11 protein-coding genes are annotated in these 16,613 nt (G+C 60.2%); 5 read left to right on the forward strand and 6 right to left on the reverse strand.

Features of this window, described 5'->3' with window-relative positions; genetic code table 11:
• Positions 1 to 13: 13 nt before the first annotated feature.
• Entirely contained in the window at positions 14 to 1,279 is a 1,266-nt protein-coding gene (locus tag K3148_RS13240) for a glutamate-5-semialdehyde dehydrogenase (protein WP_221425226.1), read from the forward strand.
• A 198-nt stretch (positions 1,280 to 1,477) separates the two neighbouring features.
• On the forward strand, positions 1,478 to 2,326 hold the full coding sequence (locus tag K3148_RS13245) for a hypothetical protein (protein WP_221425227.1): 849 nt from the start codon (positions 1,478 to 1,480) through the stop codon (positions 2,324 to 2,326).
• Here K3148_RS13245 and K3148_RS13250 read toward each other — a convergent pair whose 3' ends face one another.
• The 6 genes from K3148_RS13250 to K3148_RS13275 all read right to left on the reverse strand — a co-directional run bounded on the left by K3148_RS13250 (position 2,327) and on the right by K3148_RS13275 (position 12,420).
• Positions 2,327 to 4,630 carry a UvrD-helicase domain-containing protein gene (locus tag K3148_RS13250; protein WP_221425228.1) on the reverse strand — a complete coding sequence of 768 codons (2,304 nt, stop codon included), beginning with the start codon at positions 4,628 to 4,630 and terminating at the stop codon, positions 2,327 to 2,329.
• Positions 4,631 to 5,308 carry a hypothetical protein gene (locus K3148_RS13255; RefSeq protein WP_221425229.1) on the reverse strand — a complete coding sequence of 226 codons (678 nt, stop codon included), beginning with the start codon at positions 5,306 to 5,308 and terminating at the stop codon, positions 4,631 to 4,633.
• A 160-nt stretch (positions 5,309 to 5,468) separates the two neighbouring features.
• Positions 5,469 to 7,286 (reverse strand): translation elongation factor 4, encoded by a 1,818-nt coding sequence (gene lepA, locus K3148_RS13260; RefSeq protein WP_221425230.1) that lies wholly within the window; start codon positions 7,284 to 7,286, stop codon positions 5,469 to 5,471.
• A 68-nt stretch (positions 7,287 to 7,354) separates the two neighbouring features.
• Positions 7,355 to 7,798, reverse strand: coding sequence for a DM13 domain-containing protein (locus tag K3148_RS13265; RefSeq protein ID WP_221425231.1), 444 nt, complete (start codon positions 7,796 to 7,798; stop codon positions 7,355 to 7,357).
• A 125-nt stretch (positions 7,799 to 7,923) separates the two neighbouring features.
• Complete coding sequence (locus K3148_RS13270; RefSeq protein ID WP_247711588.1) at positions 7,924 to 10,131, reverse strand: putative bifunctional diguanylate cyclase/phosphodiesterase; 2,208 nt, start codon at positions 10,129 to 10,131, stop codon at positions 7,924 to 7,926.
• 126 nt (positions 10,132 to 10,257) lie between these two features.
• Positions 10,258 to 12,420, reverse strand: a complete 2,163-nt coding sequence (locus tag K3148_RS13275; protein WP_221425233.1) for a putative bifunctional diguanylate cyclase/phosphodiesterase — start codon at positions 12,418 to 12,420, stop codon at positions 10,258 to 10,260.
• A 222-nt stretch (positions 12,421 to 12,642) separates the two neighbouring features.
• Here K3148_RS13275 and K3148_RS13280 point away from each other — a divergent pair, with 222 nt between their 5' ends.
• The 3 genes from K3148_RS13280 to K3148_RS13290 all read left to right on the forward strand — a co-directional run bounded on the left by K3148_RS13280 (position 12,643) and on the right by K3148_RS13290 (position 16,587).
• Positions 12,643 to 13,950, forward strand: a complete 1,308-nt coding sequence (locus K3148_RS13280; RefSeq protein WP_221425234.1) for an FAD-dependent oxidoreductase — start codon at positions 12,643 to 12,645, stop codon at positions 13,948 to 13,950.
• A 69-nt stretch (positions 13,951 to 14,019) separates the two neighbouring features.
• Positions 14,020 to 15,708, forward strand: a complete 1,689-nt coding sequence (locus tag K3148_RS13285; RefSeq protein WP_221425235.1) for a PHA/PHB synthase family protein — start codon at positions 14,020 to 14,022, stop codon at positions 15,706 to 15,708.
• Positions 15,709 to 15,750: 42 nt separating this feature from the next.
• Positions 15,751 to 16,587 carry an alpha/beta fold hydrolase gene (locus K3148_RS13290; RefSeq protein WP_247711589.1) on the forward strand — a complete coding sequence of 279 codons (837 nt, stop codon included), beginning with the start codon at positions 15,751 to 15,753 and terminating at the stop codon, positions 16,585 to 16,587.
• The last annotated feature ends 26 nt before the right edge of the window (positions 16,588 to 16,613 follow it).

A 16,613-nucleotide genomic window follows, 5' to 3' on the forward strand; every position in this document is an offset into this window, starting at 1 on the left:
TCAGAGAGACATTATGACCGACCAGACTTTAGACCCGCAGATCCACATCACCACCCTCGGCCAGAACGCCCGCAAGGCCGCGCAAGGCCTGCTTTCCGCCAGCACCGATGCCAAGAACACGGCCTTGCGCGAAGCTGCCAAGGCGCTGCGTGATGCGACGCCCGAACTGCTCGAAGCGAATGCGGAAGACGTGAAAAGCGTTGAAGGCAAAAAGCCCGACAGCTTCATCGACCGCCTGCGTCTTAACGAAGACCGCATCGAAGGCATGGCGGGCGCGCTGGAAGAAATCGCCGAACTGCCCGATCCCGTGGGCCGCAGCCTCGCGAGCTTCGACCGCCCCAACGGCCTCAAGATCGAGCGCGTCGCCGTGCCCATTGGCGTAATCGGCATGATCTACGAAAGCCGCCCCAATGTCGGCGCCGACGCCAGCGCGCTGTGCCTCAAGAGCGGTAACGCCGTTATCCTTCGCGGCGGCAGCGAAAGCCGCCATTCGACCCGCGTGATCGTGGAGTGCATGCGCAAGGGTCTCACTGCAGCCGGTCTGCCCGAAGACGCCGTCCAGACCGTCGGCACGACCGACCGCGCTGCCGTTGCCGCGCTGCTCAAGGCTGACGAATATGTCGACCTCGTCATCCCGCGCGGTGGCCGCGGCCTCGTCGAGCTAGTCCGCGACCAGGCGAGCGTCCCCACTCTTCTCCACCTCGACGGCAACTGCCACAGCTACGTCCACGAGGCGGCCGATCTCGACAAGGCGGCCGAAGTCATCCGCAACGCCAAGCTGCGCCGCACCGGCGTCTGCGGCGCGACCGAAAGCATCGTGGTCGACCGCGCAGTGGCGAAGGACTTCGTCCCCCGCCTCACCGCCATCATGGGCGGCGATTGCGAATTGCGCGGCGACGAGGAAGCCGTCGCCATCGACAGCAGCATCACGCCTGCCACCGAGGCCGACTGGAACACCGAGTATCTCGACCCCATCGCATCGGTGAAGGTCGTCGATGGCCTCGACCAGGCGATCGAGTGGGTGAGCGAGCACTCCTCGCACCATACCGACGCGATCATGACCGAAGACGACGACGCCGCCCGTCGCTTCATGACCTCGATCGATAGCGCCATCGTCATGCGCAACGCCAGCACGCAGTTCGCGGATGGCGGCGAGTTCGGCATGGGCGCGGAAATCGGCATCGCCACCGGTAAGATGCACGCCCGCGGCCCCGTCGGCCTCGAACAGCTGTGCAGCTTCAAATACCTCGTCCACGGCAATGGACAGACTAGGCCGTAAAATAAGCGCCAGAACCGGGCCGGCGGAGGCCCGGCAAGGGCGACCGCCCGCCCGCAGCGGGTGCGGCTTGCCGCACGTCTAGCGAGGACGCGCCCGCGGATGCGGGTGCGGAAACAAAGAGCGCGTCTCCTATTCCGCTTTCCTACCGCAACAGGGTCGGGGCATTGTCCCGGCCCTTTTTGCATGGGGAGAGCCCGCATGACCCGCCGTACCGACAACCGCGAAACCCGCCTGCCCGTCCCTGCAGGCGAGCTACCCGCCTTCACCCCCGTCCCGCGCCAGTGCAACCGCCACGACGGCTGGACCGAGGACCGCCAGCTCCGCTTCATCGAGGCGCTCGCCGATACCGGCAGCGTCGAGGCCGCCTGCCGCGCGGTCAACATGAGCACCGTGGGCGCCTACTACCTGCGCCGCCAGAAAGGCGCGGAAAGCTTCCGCAAGGCATGGGCCGCCGCGCTCGACCTCGGCGTGCAGCGGATCGAAGACGTGGCGATGGACCGCGCGCTGAACGGCGTGGATGTGCCCGTCTATTCCTACGGCCAGCTCGTCGGCACGCGCACCGCCTATAACGACCGCCTGCTCATGTTCATGCTGAGAAATCGCGCGCCCGAACGGTTTGCCGATGGCCGCGCCAAAGGCCTGAACGCCATCGGCAAGATGGATCTGGAGCGCGAGAAGAAGAAGTGGCGCAAGGAGTGGGAGGCCGAACGCGCCGCCAGCGCGGGCAAGGACGAGCAACAGGTCCTCGCCAGCCTCAACGCCAAGCTTGGCCAGATGCACGAACGCTGGTGGACCCAGCTCAGCCCCCGCACCCGCGCCGCCTTCGAGGAATACAAACGCTTGGAACGCGAGGACGAGGAAGCCGGCTATCGCTGCTGGGACGACCCGGAGCACGAGGCCTATGTCGACCCCGACGCCGACTATGCGGACGAAGCCGAGGACGAGCCGATCCCCCTACCCCCGCCCGGCTGGGGCGAGCGCGAGGTGGAGGAGACCGAGGAAGAGAACCCGCGCTGGCGGTCGATCAAGGATGAGGGGTGGGGATAATCAGTCCATAGAAATTAGACCTGCTTTTATAGCTGGTTCAATAATTTTGCTCGGGCCACGAGCCTGCTCCCCTAGAAACTCAACTCGATACTTGGCCCGGCTGACAGCCACATAAAGTCTGTTATGCGATACGTAGGTCAGGAAGTTCTTACTACTCAGGTCGTTAGCGTGATCAACGGGCGGGACTCGTCCGTCGTCAACTCCGACTAAGATTACGGCAGCGAATTCTAAACCACCTACATAATCAGCATGGCCGATTACCAAGCGACCCGTAGCCCTAGCTGTCTCTATCAGCTTTTGGTCACCACGCCTTTCAAGGAGGACATATGGCTTATTCGAATCGGCTGCTTTGTCACTAAGCTCTTTGACGAGATTTCCGTCTAGTGAGACAATAAGAATATCACTTCTAGGGCATCCTAGTTCTTTGTGCAAAATTTCGGCACGCTCGAAGGCGGCATCAATTAGTGCCCCCTCATTTGGCACCTCAATATATGCGGGATCGCGGGCAAGCCTTTCTTCCTCCTCAGTGAAGCCTGATGCAGCATTCACTAGTGGATTGTCGAAATTGGTGAAAAGCGTTGCACCAGAGCTGACGATAGAAAAGGCAAGGTTCACAATTTCTGGTGAAGATCGGAATACAGTTTCAATCCGGGCACTGTAGGTTCCAGCCGATGAATCTGCAGGTGAAATCGAATAGTCAATTTCCTTAGTATTCCAACCGCGATCGCCAACTGCCTGCGATCGGTCGACCGAATAAGCGATGGGATAAGGACCTTCTTCGCGAGTAAAATAGTGAAACATATGTAGTTCATTGATATTGAACAAATGAGTCTCATCGATCAACACGGCATCATACCCATCTCGCAAACGACGTCGCCGCCAAATAGGTGTATCGAGTTGCCCAATAGCTGATAACACAACATCGTCTGTGTCAAATTGACCAGCATCTCTAAGGAATTCTTGATACTTGCGAAAAACGGTGAAAACGAAACCTTTGTCGGCGTCATTTTTCTGATCAAGACCATACGACAGAGAGGGAAGCTTCTTGTAAGTATCCAAATTCTCGCCCGCTCGCCCCTTTATGAGAACGGATATTTCATGCTGCAGCATTTCAACCGTTTTCCATGCATCGCGGTCCTTAAGGCCTTTTGCAAAGTCTTGGCTTAAAAACCGAGAATGACTATCAAAGGAATCTCGCATGACAGCGTCAAACGCTTCACTGATATAAAGCAGTTGTGTCTCTTTGGACTCCATTGCATCCCGGTCAATAAGTTCACTTTCCGATATGCTAGTTCGCAAAACGGTATTGCATAGCTCACTTAGCGTACAAATTTTCAAACTTTGTTGGTCTACTGCACGATCCCGTGAGCTAAAACCGTCCTTGTCGACTACAGAAGCGACTTCTTCGATCGCCAAGCGAGTAGCATCTGAATGTGTTACAAAAACCGCATGGAATTCGCGCTTTGCGGCATCAGCAGCTCTGAGGGCATGAATAACTTTTAGAATGAGACTGAGCGTTTTCCCCGTACCTGCGGCACCTTCAATACGTGCGGGTTGATCGAACGGTGTAGAAACAAATTCCGATTGTTTGGCCGTTAGAAGAGGTATCCAATCTTCATACCGTCGGTGCAGGCTTCCCTGAAATTGGCCACGATCTTCTAGGTTAAGAATAGCCATCCCTGAGGACGACTTAGGCCTACCAGTTTGCAGAGAGACAATTTCAAGAAACTCTCTTTTTGCAAACGAAATATTCTCAAAGGCCTTTCTAAAATTAGTCAGTTCAGCCTCTTCGCGATTTGCATCTCCACTCTCGTGGCCAGCCTTGTAAGCTAGTAACCAATTACCACCTTGCTCCCGCTTTAGGAGGCGATCTGACCAAGGTTCGCGCTCAATCACGATCCGATAAGGTTGCGGCTTGTACCGATATGGGAACAGGATCGCCTTACTAGACCCTGGAATCATGCGTTCTGAATAGGTCAAACTAAGACCACTCCAAAGCTTTTTAGCGAAACGCAAAAGCTTTTGAAAACTAAATAGGCTATCATTATCTGCTTGAGCCAGTATTTGAGACTGTTCTAAATCAATTACGAGAAATTTTTCGGATAGATTGCCTGCTACCGAGTCAATGAATACGCCGCCATCTTTCTCAAATATGAGATACTCAGACCCAATTTTTACGTTGCCGACCTCTCCACGGAGGAATGCCAGCAACGCCTTTCCCTCATCGAACTCGACTGATTGTGCGAATCTATCCTGAATGAAATTCTCAACTGCGTTGAGGCCTATGACAACGTACTTAACCATTTAAGCCTCCAGCAAATGTTGCTCGGGTAGTCTTGTAATGTTTTCAGGAAGATCAGGAAGCCCAATCCTACCATAAAGCAGAGAAAATGTTTGAAGTAGATGTTCGATATGCGGAGAAGCGATTTTTCTTACCGGCATAGCGAAGTCGTTCGACTGGAAAGCGATATGATGGGCGGCCTCTAAGTCGCCCTTAGCGTCATCTAAAGACAAGCCTCGGGCGATACGGCAGGCCAAACCGAATGGCATACTGCTTGGCTCTCGAAGTAAGATGACATATCCCGGGCCACCTTCTTGTTCGCTGAAATTTGGAATGAAATAATAACCGCTGAGACTGTTTTTCACCAATTCTGCAGTGATTGATTTGGTGAATTTCGGATTTTCGCGGAAGAGCCTTTTCTTATCGCGTCTTGATCCAAAGTCGCCATCCAACAGGGTGGAAAGTTCTCCAATTTTTTCCAAATTTTGAATTTGTTTCTTTTTGACTTTATCATCTCGAGCCAAATTGCGTATTAGCTCCGGAAGCCCAATCGCTTGGACCATCTCTTCACTGACATGCAAGGTTTTCAAAGCTGAAGCCAGCTTGCCGTCTGTGTCTTTTCGTAGCCTATCTCGAATTATGTCAAATCCGTCGATGCAAACCCAATCGTCGAAAGATACGACAGGCAAATAGTTGATCACCCTGACCTTTTTCTGCTCAATATCGCATCTTGCAGTGATAACTACCCCGAACACTTCACAATTAGTGTAGGTGCTCGATCGCAGACAATTGAAGATCAATCCTTGATCTAACTTTCCTAACGTTGGCTTGGTTAGCAAAACGTCCCCCGCAGGTAGCGAACTACTCCTCCCCCATCCGTAGCGCCGCGATGAACGCCTCTTGGGGAATACTCACGTTGCCATACTCGCGCATCCTTGCCTTGCCCTTCTTCTGTTTTTCCAACAGCTTTTTCTTGCGCGTGATGTCGCCGCCGTAGCATTTGGCGGTGACGTCCTTGCGCAGGGCGGCGATGGTTTCGCGGGCGATGATCTTGCCGCCGATCGCGGCCTGGATCGGGATCTTGAACAGGTGGCGCGGGATGAGGTCTTTCAGGCGCTCGCACATGCCGCGGCCGCGCTCTTCCGCCACGCTGCGGTGGACGATCAGCGACAGCGCGTCGACCGGCTCGTTGTTGACCATAATGTTCATCTTCACGAGGTCGCCTTCGCGCAGGCCGATCTGTTCGTAATCGAAACTGGCATAGCCGCGGCTGATGCTCTTGAGGCGGTCGTAGAAGTCGAACACCACCTCGTTCAGCGGCAGCTCGTAGCTCACCTGCGCGCGGCCGCCGACATAGGTCAGGTCGGTCTGGATGCCGCGGCGGTCCTGGCACAGCTTGAGGATGGAGCCGAGGTATTCGTCGGGCGTGTAGATCACCGCCTTGATCCACGGTTCCTCGATCATGTCGATGCGGTTCACGTCCGGCCAGTCGGCGGGATTGTGGATGTCGATGACCTTGGCGTCTTCCGTCTTCGTGTGGGCGAGGTGGACGCGGTAGACCACGGATGGGGCCGTGGTGATGAGGTCGAGGTCGTATTCGCGGGAGAGGCGTTCCTGGATGATCTCCAGGTGCAGCAGGCCGAGGAAGCCGGCGCGGAAGCCGAAGCCCAGCGCGGCGGAGCTTTCCATCTCGTAGCTGAAGCTGGCATCGTTGAGGCGCAGTTTGCCGATGGATTCGCGCAGTTTCTCGAAATCGGCGGCGTCAACCGGGAAGAGGCCGCAGAAGACCACGGGCTGGACTTCCTTGTAGCCCGCCAGCGCCTTGTCCGCGCCGTTCTTGACCGTGGTGATGGTGTCGCCGACGCGGGCCTGCTCGACTTCCTTGATCTGCGCGGTGATGAAGCCGATCTCGCCGGGGCCGAGCTCGGGCAGGTCGGCGCGCTTGGGGGTGAAGCAGCCGACGCGGTCGATCAGGTGCTGGGTGCCGCCCTGCATGAACTTGACGTTGAGGCCCTTCTTGATGACCCCGTCCATCACGCGCACGAGGATGACGACGCCGAGGTAGGGGTCGTACCAAGAGTCGACGAGCATGGCCTTGAGCGGCGCCTCGCGATCGCCCGTGGGGGCGGGAATGCGGGCGACGAGGGCTTCCAAGGTGTCCTCGATGCCGATGCCGGATTTGGCGCTGGTGAGGACGGCGTCCGATGCGTCGAGGCCGATGATGTCCTCGATCTCCGCCTTCACCTTGTCGGGCTCGGCGGCGGGGAGGTCGATCTTGTTGATGACGGGGACGATCTCGTGGTCGTGCTCGATCGACTGGTAGACATTGGCGAGGGTCTGGGCTTCCACCCCCTGCGCCGCGTCCACCACCAGCAGCGCGCCTTCGCAGGCGGCGAGGCTGCGCGAGACTTCATAGGCAAAGTCGACATGGCCGGGCGTGTCCATGAGGTTGAGCTCATAGGTCTCGCCATCCTTGGCGGTGTAGTTGAGGCGCACGGTCTGCGCCTTGATCGTGATCCCGCGCTCCTTCTCGATGTCCATGTTATCAAGGACTTGCTCGGACATCTCTCGGTCGGTCAGCCCGCCGCAGAACTGGATCAACCGGTCGGCCAGCGTGGACTTGCCGTGGTCGATATGCGCGATAATCGAAAAATTGCGGATCTTGGAAAGGTCGGTCATCGCCCGCGCAATTAGCGGCGAACGACGACCGTGTCAGCAGCTATGCGTGTAGGAAAGCTCTTTTTGCCTCAGCGTAGCGCGGCTGCACCGAAGAAGACGCCGAAGGCGTGGCACCAGATGACGACCGACTGGGCTTTTGCGAGGTCGTGATCGGCGGGGAGGCGGTAGATCTGCTCGCCGCTCGAAGACCGGAGACGGCCGACGTCGATATGCTCGGCTGCACGGACCGCACGACCACCTGTCGGTGATTTGGATTCGCTGACCCAGACGCGAAGATCGGGGCCGCCACGCACCTTGAAGTCATCATGCAATTTGATGCCGAAGCCGCCGCCTTTCAGCTGCACGACACTCGCTTTACCCTGGGCGGGATGGGCGCGGTCGCCGACGAAAGCGCCCTTCGAATGAAGCTGGGCGGCGGCAGCGGGCTGCGCGATAACGACACCGGCGGTGAGAACGGTGGTGGTGGTAGCGATCGCCAGAGCGAGCGGGGCAAGGGCCTTGATGGAGAACATGATCGAAATTCCTGGATGTTGACGTGAGTAACATCCGGCTTTTCGCGTACCGTGCGGCAGCCGTTACGCTTCGCAAGCCAAACGCGTCGCGGAAAATTCGATAAGTGAAATCGACCTTGGAGAGATCAGCTTTCCTGCGGTCCGCCGCCCTGTTTCGGAGCGTTCGCGGAGAGCTTGAACTGCGCGAAGCTGCCCGGGGCGGCCTGTGGAGCCTGGCTGTATTTGCCCGGTGGAAGCGCCGTGAGCGGAGCGCCTGCGGCGGCAAGCGCATAGGGGTTAACACGGTGACGGGTGCACAGCCCTCCTGCCCCGTCGTCAACCAGTTCCTGCTCGAACTCCACGCCCTGCGTGTCATCCATCGAACGGCGCACGGTGCAGACGGCGAGCTGGCCCTGCCCGAAGTCGAGCACGAATTGCGTGCCGACGGGCACGTCTTCCAGCCCCTGGATCATGGCGCCGGAGCGCGACATGTTGCGCAGGGTGACGTCGTAATAGTGGTCTTCGTGGATGAGGCCGATCTTTCGGAAGACGGTGCGGCGGCTGGCGCGCTGGCTGCCCGCGTCGGTCGGCTCGAGCATCCAATCGCCTTGCGCGATTTCCTCCAGCACCGCCTTCTGGCTTACCGCTTCGGAGAAAACGAAGCCCTGCACGTGGCTGACGCCGATCTTTCTGAGCTCGCCCATGAGGTCCATGGCGTGGACGCCGGTGGCGACTGTTTCCATACCCATCGCACCTGCCAGCGCGACGACAGCGCGGACGAGTTCCATGTCGCCCAAGTCGTTGCCCATGACGGGCTCGAAGAAGTTGGCGCCGATCTTGAGCGCGTTGAAGGGCGCGCGCCGCAGGTAGCTGAGCGAGGAAAGGCCGGTGCCGAACTGGTCGAGTGTCAAGCGCACGCCCAGCTTGAACAGCGCACCGAGCGCGGCATCCACCTTGCTCGCATCGCCGAGCAGCACCGATTCCGCCAATTCGAGATCGAGGCGCGCCGGATCGAGACCGGTCTCATCGAGGATCTTGGCGACCATGTCGACGAAACCGTTGGCTTCGAACTGGACCGGCGAGATATTGATCGAAAGGCGCAAGCTTTCGGGCCATTCGTGCGCTTCTTCGCACGCCTTGCGCAATGCCCATTCCCCGATCGGGATGATCAGGCGGCTGCCCTCGGCGACGGGGATGAAGGTTTCCTGGCTGACCCGGCCGCGGTCCTCGTCCTCCCAGCAGTACTGCGCTTCGAGAGCGACCACCTTGTTGCTGCCGAGTTCGACGCAGGGCTGGTATTCGAGAGTGAAATTGCCCGCCTCGATGGCTTCGGCAAGATCGTCTTCCATGCGCTTGCGCAGGTTCGCCTCGTGCTCGAGATCGGCAGCGTAGAAACGGAACTGGCCGCGCCCGCCGTTCTTGGAGGCGTAGAGCGCAAGGTCCGCCGCGCGGGTGAGTTCGTCGCGCTCGACGCCGTCGTAAGGCGCGATAGCGATACCGACGGAACAACCGATGGTGCAGCGGCCTTCCTCGACCGAATAGGGCTGCGAAAGGATCTGGATGATCTTCTTGGCGATTTCGCCCAGCTCGCCGCGATCGTCCATGTCGGGAATCAGGATCTGGAACTCGTCGCCGCCAAGACGACCGATCTCGCCGCGGCCCGAAATGACCTGGTTCAGACGCTCGGCAACCTGCTGCAGAAGCTGGTCGCCCGCTGCGTGGCCCAGCGTATCGTTGACCTGTTTGAAGCGGTCGAGATCGAGCATCAGCAGCGCAGCGGCGCGCTTGGCGCTGCGGAAGGTCTGCAGCGTGGAATCGATCCGGTGTTCCATCCGGTGGCGGTTGGCGAGGCCGGTGAGCGAATCGAACTTGGCGAGGCGGCTCGCCTCTTCTTCGCTGCGGAATTCCTCGGTGATGTCGGTGGCGGTGCCACGGAAGCCCACGAATTCGTCGTTATTGTCGTAGAGCGGGCGGCCCGACATCCGCAGGACTAGGTCCGCTTGCGGATCACCTGTTTCCACCGTCAGCCCGGCAAAGCTCTTGCGGGTGCCGAGCTTCAGGCCGAGCGAACGGGCATCGCCGTCGCCCGGCACAGGCTCGAGAATATGCTGGAGCGGCTGGTCGAAGGCCTTGTCGGCCTTGCGCCCGAGGCGCTGGTAGATGGCAGGGCTGAGATAGGAGAGCACACCGCGTGCGTCGGTCGCCCAGAAACAGGCGACGCCGGAATTTTCCAGCTGTTCGACAATGGCCAGCTTGTCCGACCCGGAAAACTCCGGTGCGGGCGGAATGTACCGGCCTTCCTCCTCGGAAGCTTCGGTACCTTTGCGGCCCTTGAAGAAATCGGTGAAGGGCATCGCCCCCATACTCTCTCAACCTCGTCGAAGCCTTGTTTGGTTCATCCCGGATAGAGAGGAATGGTTAGTATAAGCCTAACGCGAGGCCGCTTCGAACGATTTCGGAAATCCCGTGAAGCCGGGGTGTCAGCCCTCGACTTCGGCGAACCGCGGGACGCTGAGAATGCGACCATTCCTGTCGCCCGCCAGCATTCCATAGGCATCTTTTGGCAGCGCTGCCAAGGGCCTTCCGGCGGCCTCGATCTCATACGGCGAAACGCGGTGGCGGGTGCACAGTCCGTCGGCGCCGTCGCTGATGAGCGGGGTCTCGAATTCGAGGCCAATGACATGTTTTCTGGAACGGCGCACAGTCGCAACGGCGAGCTGCCCGTCGCCAAGATCGAGGACGAAAGCGGTGCCAACCGGGACATCGAGCAGGCCTTCCACCCGCGCACCGGTCTTGGAAATGTTGCGCAAGGTCACCTGATAGCGGTGGTCGTCGTGGATGATCCCGATCTTGCGCAGCACGGTCTTGCGCTCTGCGCGATATTTTTCGGGGCCTCGCGGCTCGTAGACCAGCTCGCCCTTATCGAGCCGTTCCAGCGCCTCCTCATGCGTGATGGGACGCGAGAATATGTAGCCCTGAATGTGGCTGGCGCCGCGCTTGATGACGAGTTCGAGCTCGTCCTTCGTCTCGGTTCCCTCGGCCACCGTCTCCATCTTGAGCGCGCGCGCGAGGCTGACGATGGCGCTGATGATCGCCGAGTTGTTGTTCCCTTCCTCGGTCGAACCGCGCACGAAGCTCTGGTCGATCTTGATCTTGTCGAACGGCGCGTGACGCAGATAGCTCATCGAGCTGTAGCCGGTCCCGAAATCGTCCAGCGCCAGCCGCACGCCAAGGTCTTTCAGCGCATGGAATATCTTGAGCGTCTGCTCCTCGTCGCCGGCAAAGACGCTCTCGGTGATTTCCAGCTCGAGGCGATTCGGGGCGAGGCCAGAACTCTGCAGCGCGCGCTGGACCACCGCGACGAAATCGTCATTGGCGAATTGAGTCGGCGAGACGTTGACGGCGACGCGTAGTTCGACCGGCCATTGCTGCGCCTGTTCGCACACCTTGCGCAGCGCCCACTCGCCGATCTCCGAGATCATGCCGATATCCTCGGCGCAGGAGATGAAGACATCGGGCGGCACGAAACCGCGTTCCGGATGGTCCCAGCGGATCAGCGCCTCGAAGCCGGAAAGCTTGTAATCCTTTGCCTTCACGATTGGCTGGTAATGCATGACCAGCTCGTCCTTGTGGAGCGCGTCGCGCAAGTCCTCTTCGAGCATCCGGCGGAACTTGGCCCCGTCTTTCAGCTCGCTGGAATAGAAGCGGTACTGGCCCCTGCCCCCGCCCTTCGCGGCGTAAAGCGCAAGGTCGGCTGCCTTGATCAGCTCCTCAGCGTCGAGCCCGTCATAGGGCGCAATCGCCACGCCGAGCGACACGCCGATAATCGCGCGCGAGCCGTTGATCGAATAGGGCTGCGCAATCATCTGGATGACGCGCGCGGCGAGATCGCCCAGCTCGCCGCGGTCGTCGACATCGGGCAGCATGATGAGGAACTCGTCGCCGCCCAAACGCCCGATCTCGCCCCGGTGGCCGAAAATCTGTCCCAGCCGCGCCGCCACCTGCTTTAGCAATTCGTCGCCCGCCGGGTGGCCCAGCGTGTCGTTAACCTGCTTGAAACGGTCGAGATCGACCATCATCAGCGCGCAGACGCGCTTGTCATTACGGAAGTGCTTCAGCTTGGCATCGAGCTGCTTGTGCATCCGGTGCCGATTGGCGAGGCCGGTGAGGGAATCGTATTGCGAAAGCCGCTCCGCATCGCGCTGGGTCTCGCGCTGCGCCGTCACGTCCTTGGCACTACCGCGATAGCCCGAAAACCGGTTGCTGCGATCGAAGAGGGGTTTTCCGGCAAGTTCGATGTAACGATCCTCGCCGCGTATCGGCATCTTCACGCGCAGGTTGGAAATCGAGTTGCGGGCGCTGAGATAATAGGCGAGCGGGCGCACTTCGCGCTCGGCATCCTCTTCGCGGTCGCCCTTGTCGACATGGAACAGGTCGGTGACCGGCGTGCCGTAGAGCTCGTCCTCGGTCGACTGCAGCAGTTCGATGGCGCCTTGCGAGAGATAGATCAGCCGTCCCTGCGCATCGCTGGCCCAGAACCAGCCGAGGCCCGACTTTTCGAAGCTTTCGAGAAGTTCGATGCGGCGCGCGTGGTCGTTCAGCGCGATCGGCTCGCACTGGCCGTGGTCGTCTCCTGACCGCACAGCTTTCGCAGTTCTCGAAAAGAAGCCTGCCATTCGACCCCGTTACCGACCCCATGCTTCGCCCGCTTGCACGGGCATCCTTATGAGGTCCTCCACTACGCAAAATTCCTTACCAATTGCATAACCATAGGATCGCCGAGAAGCCGCGGCTTCACCGGCAACGCTTGCCTCGGCCCGCCTTGCGCGGCAAGGTGCCGCCAAGTCGCTGGGAGACGATCGTCAATGCGCCATATCGCCATCGTGGGTTCGGGTCCGGCCGGCTATTACACGGCTGAAGCGGCGGGCAAGCAATGGGGCGAGGATGTGCGGGTCGATGTCTTCGACAGCCTGCCGGTTCCCTATGGCCTCATCCGCACCGGTGTCGCACCCGATCACCAGTCGATCAAGAAAGTGGCCATGCGGTACGAGAAGACCGCGCTGACCGACAACGTGCGCTTCGTCGGCAATGTATCGGTCGGCAAGGACGTCTCCATTGGCGAATTACAAGACCTCTACGACGCGGTCATCCTCGCCACCGGTGCGCCGCACGATCGCACGCTCGGCCTCGATGGCGAGGATCTGGGCAATGTCTTCGGCAGCGCCGCCTTCGTGGGCTGGTACAACGGCCATCCGCAGTTTGCGCAGCTCAATCCCGACCTGTCGGGCCGGCACGCGGTCGTCATCGGCATGGGCAATGTCGCGCTGGACGTGGCACGCATCCTCTCCAAGACCGACAGCGAGTTCGAAGGCTCCGATATCGTCACCCATGCGCTCGAGGCCTTGGCCGGATCGAACCTTGAGACGATCACCATCCTCGGACGACGCGGGCCGCACCAGATCATGATGACACCCAAGGAATTGGGCGAGCTCATGCACCTCGAACGCGCCAGCCCCTTCGTAGCCGAGGCCGACCTGCCGGCAGAAGGCGACGACGCGATCCTCGAACCGGGCCTGCGCAAATCGGTCACGCTGCTGCGTGAATTCGCCGCCATTCCCCAGAGTATCTATGGCGAAAAGCCCATCACCATCGAGTTCGACTTCTTCGCCAATCCGAAGGCAATTGTCGGTTCTTCGGGCAAGGTGACAGGTGTCGAGGTCGAGCGCACCACTATCGAGAAAGGCCGCGCGGTCGGCACGGGCGACACCTACATCGTGCCCGCCGATCTGGTCGTGACCTGCATCGGCTACCGTTCTTCGCCCATCGAAGGCGTGCCCTTCGACGAGCGCGCCGGACGCTTCGCCAACGATGAGGGCCGCATCCTTCCGGGCCTCTATTGCGTCGGCTGGGCCAAGCGCGGTCCCACCGGGACCATCGGCACCAACCGCCCCGACGGGTATGGCGTCATCGAACTCGTCGCCGAAGACATCGGCATGGGGGCGCGCAAGCGTGGCCGCGACGGTTTCGACGCGCTGGCCGAGGACCGCGGTCTCGACATTGTCACCTTCCGCGACTGGCAGCGGATCGAAGAGGCCGAGAACGCGGCTGCCCGAACCGGCTCGCCGCGCGAGAAATTCGTCGATATCGAAAGCATGATTGCCGCGCTAAGGTAACGCATTCGGAACGGCAGGGTCGCACCACTCGTTCAGCTTGAAACGCCATAAAAGAGGATAGACCCGCCCATGCCTAGGCTCGAAGACGAAGCTGCCCAGCACACCAGCGCCCTCGGCCCGCTAATCGGCCTCACGCGCGAGGATATTTTTGGCGCGGTCGCCGTGATGCTGCGCGAAACGGCTTCCGATCCGCAGCGGCTGATGAAACACAGCCAGGCGATGGGCGAGGACATGATCAAGATCATGACTGGAAAGAGCGACCTCGCCCCCGATCCCAAGGATCGCCGGTTCCAGGATCCGACCTGGCAGTACAACCCCTTCATGCGCGCCGGGATGCAGTATTACCTAGCGGTCCAGAAGGGCGCTTCCCGGTGGCTTGAGGACCTGGAGCTCGACGAGCTGGAAAAGGACCGCGCGCGCTTCATCTCCAACATCATCATCGACAGTCTTGCCCCCACCAACACGCTGATCGGCAACCCCAGCGCACAGAAGATGGCGATCACCAGTGGCGGCCTCTCTCTCGTGAAGGGCCTTAAGAACGCCTACGACGACATGGTCCACAACAAGGGCATGGTCAGCCAGGTCGACAAGAAGCCATTCAAGCTGGGCGAGAATATCGCGACCTCTAAGGGCGACGTCGTCTTGCGCACCGAGATGATGGAGCTGGTGCATTACGCGCCGACGACGGACGAGGTCTACGAGATCCCGCAGCTCACCATCCCGCCGCAGATCAACAAGATGTACATCAACGACCTGTCCCCTGAAAAATCGGTGGTGAAATACCAGGTCGACAACGGCATCCAGACATTCGTCATCAGCTGGAAGAACCCCACCCCCGAACAGGGCGAGTGGGATATGGCCGATTACGTCCGCTCCTGCCGCGAGGCGATGGAGGCGGTCTCCAAGATCACCGGTTCGAAGAAGGTCAATGTCTCGGCCGGCTGTTCGGGCGGGCAAACCGCCGCAATGCTGGCCAGCAAGATGGCCGCCGACGAGGACGATCTGCTCGGCGCGCTGACGCTGATGGTCTGCGTCCTCCATCCCAAGCAGAACGATATCGAGGCTGGCTCGCTGGTGAGCGAGAACGGCCTCGCCCTCGCCCGCCGTCGCGCTTCCAAGAAGGGCGTGATCAAGGGCGACGATCTTGCACGCGGTTTCGCCTGGTTGAGGCCCAACGACCTCATCTGGAACTACGTCATCAACAACTACCTGCTCGGGCAGGACCCACCGGCGTTCGACGTGCTTTTCTGGAACGCCGACGCGACCAATCTTTCGGGCGCGCTGATGGGCGATTTCCTGACCGTGTTCGAAACGCTCGCCTTCACCAAGCAAGGCGAGGTCGAGATGGTCGACCACAAGATCGACCTTTCCAAGGTCACCAGCGACCTCTTCATCCTCGGCGGCGTGACCGATCACATCACCCCGTGGAAAGCCACCTATCGCTCCACCCGCCTGTTCGGTTCGAAGGACATTACCTACGTTCTGTCGCATTCCGGGCACATGCAGGCGATTCTGAACCCGCCGGGTAACCCCAAGGCAAGGTACTACATCCAGAAGGATGCGAAGAAGAAACTGCCCGAGACGGCGGACCAGTGGCTGGAAGGTTCGGAAGAGGTCGCCGGTTCGTGGTGGCCCTACTGGATGAACTGGCTGCAGACCCGCGCTGGCGAGAAGAAGAAGGCTCCGGCGAAAACGGGGAACAAGGAGTTCAAGCCACTGGACCCCGCCCCCGGACTCTACGTTATGGAAGCCTGCTAGGTTGAAAAAGGATTGCGTGTGACCGCTTCGAAGGACGAACCCATGACCGCGAAGATCGAGATGATCGAGGCAGGCGGTCGCACCTTGCGGGTAGCGCATTGGCGTCTGGACAAGCCTTCGGACCACGCGCCGATCCTGTTTTTCAACGGCATCGGCGCCAATATCGAAGCCGTCGCCCCGCTGGCCGAGCGGCTGACCGAGCGCGCCTTCATCATGTTCGACATGCCGGGCACGGGCGAAAGCCCCGACCCGACCGTTCCCTACAATCCCTTCACCATGAGCTGGACGGCGACGCAGATCCTAGACCAGCTCGGCGTCGAGGAGGTGGACGTCATGGGCGTGAGCTGGGGCGGTGCGATGGCGCAGCACTTTGCGCTCCAGCATCCGGGCCGCACGCGCCGTCTCGTGCTGGTGGCGACCACGGCCGGCATGCTGATGGTGCCGGGCAATCCGGCCGCGCTCAGCAAGATGGCCAACCCCCGCCGCTACGTGGATCCGAAGTTCATGAACGAGCATTTCATGACGCTTTACGGCGGCATGACCAAGCGGCCGGGCAGCAAGGAAGACCATATCGGTCGCCTCAAGCCGCCCTCCCCGCGCGGCTATCTCTACCAGCTCGTCGCCATGCTCGGCTGGACCAGCCTTCCCGCCCTGCCCTTCATGGACAAGGAAGTGCTGATCATGATGGGCGACGAGGACCAGATCGTGCCGCTCGTGAACGGCAAGATCCTCAACACCATGATCCGCAACTCGCGCCTCGAAGTGTTTGAAGGCGGCGGCCACCTGTTCCTGCTCACCCATGCCGACGAAAGCGTGGCGAGCCTGCGCGCCTTCCTCGACGCGCCCTCGACCGAAGCGGAAAGCCGCCGCGCCGCGTAACCGGGTGGCCTGACGGCCTCTTGCCA

This window comes from Qipengyuania aurantiaca, from assembly GCF_019711375.1.
Taxonomy (GTDB): Bacteria; Pseudomonadota; Alphaproteobacteria; order Sphingomonadales; family Sphingomonadaceae; genus Qipengyuania; species Qipengyuania aurantiaca.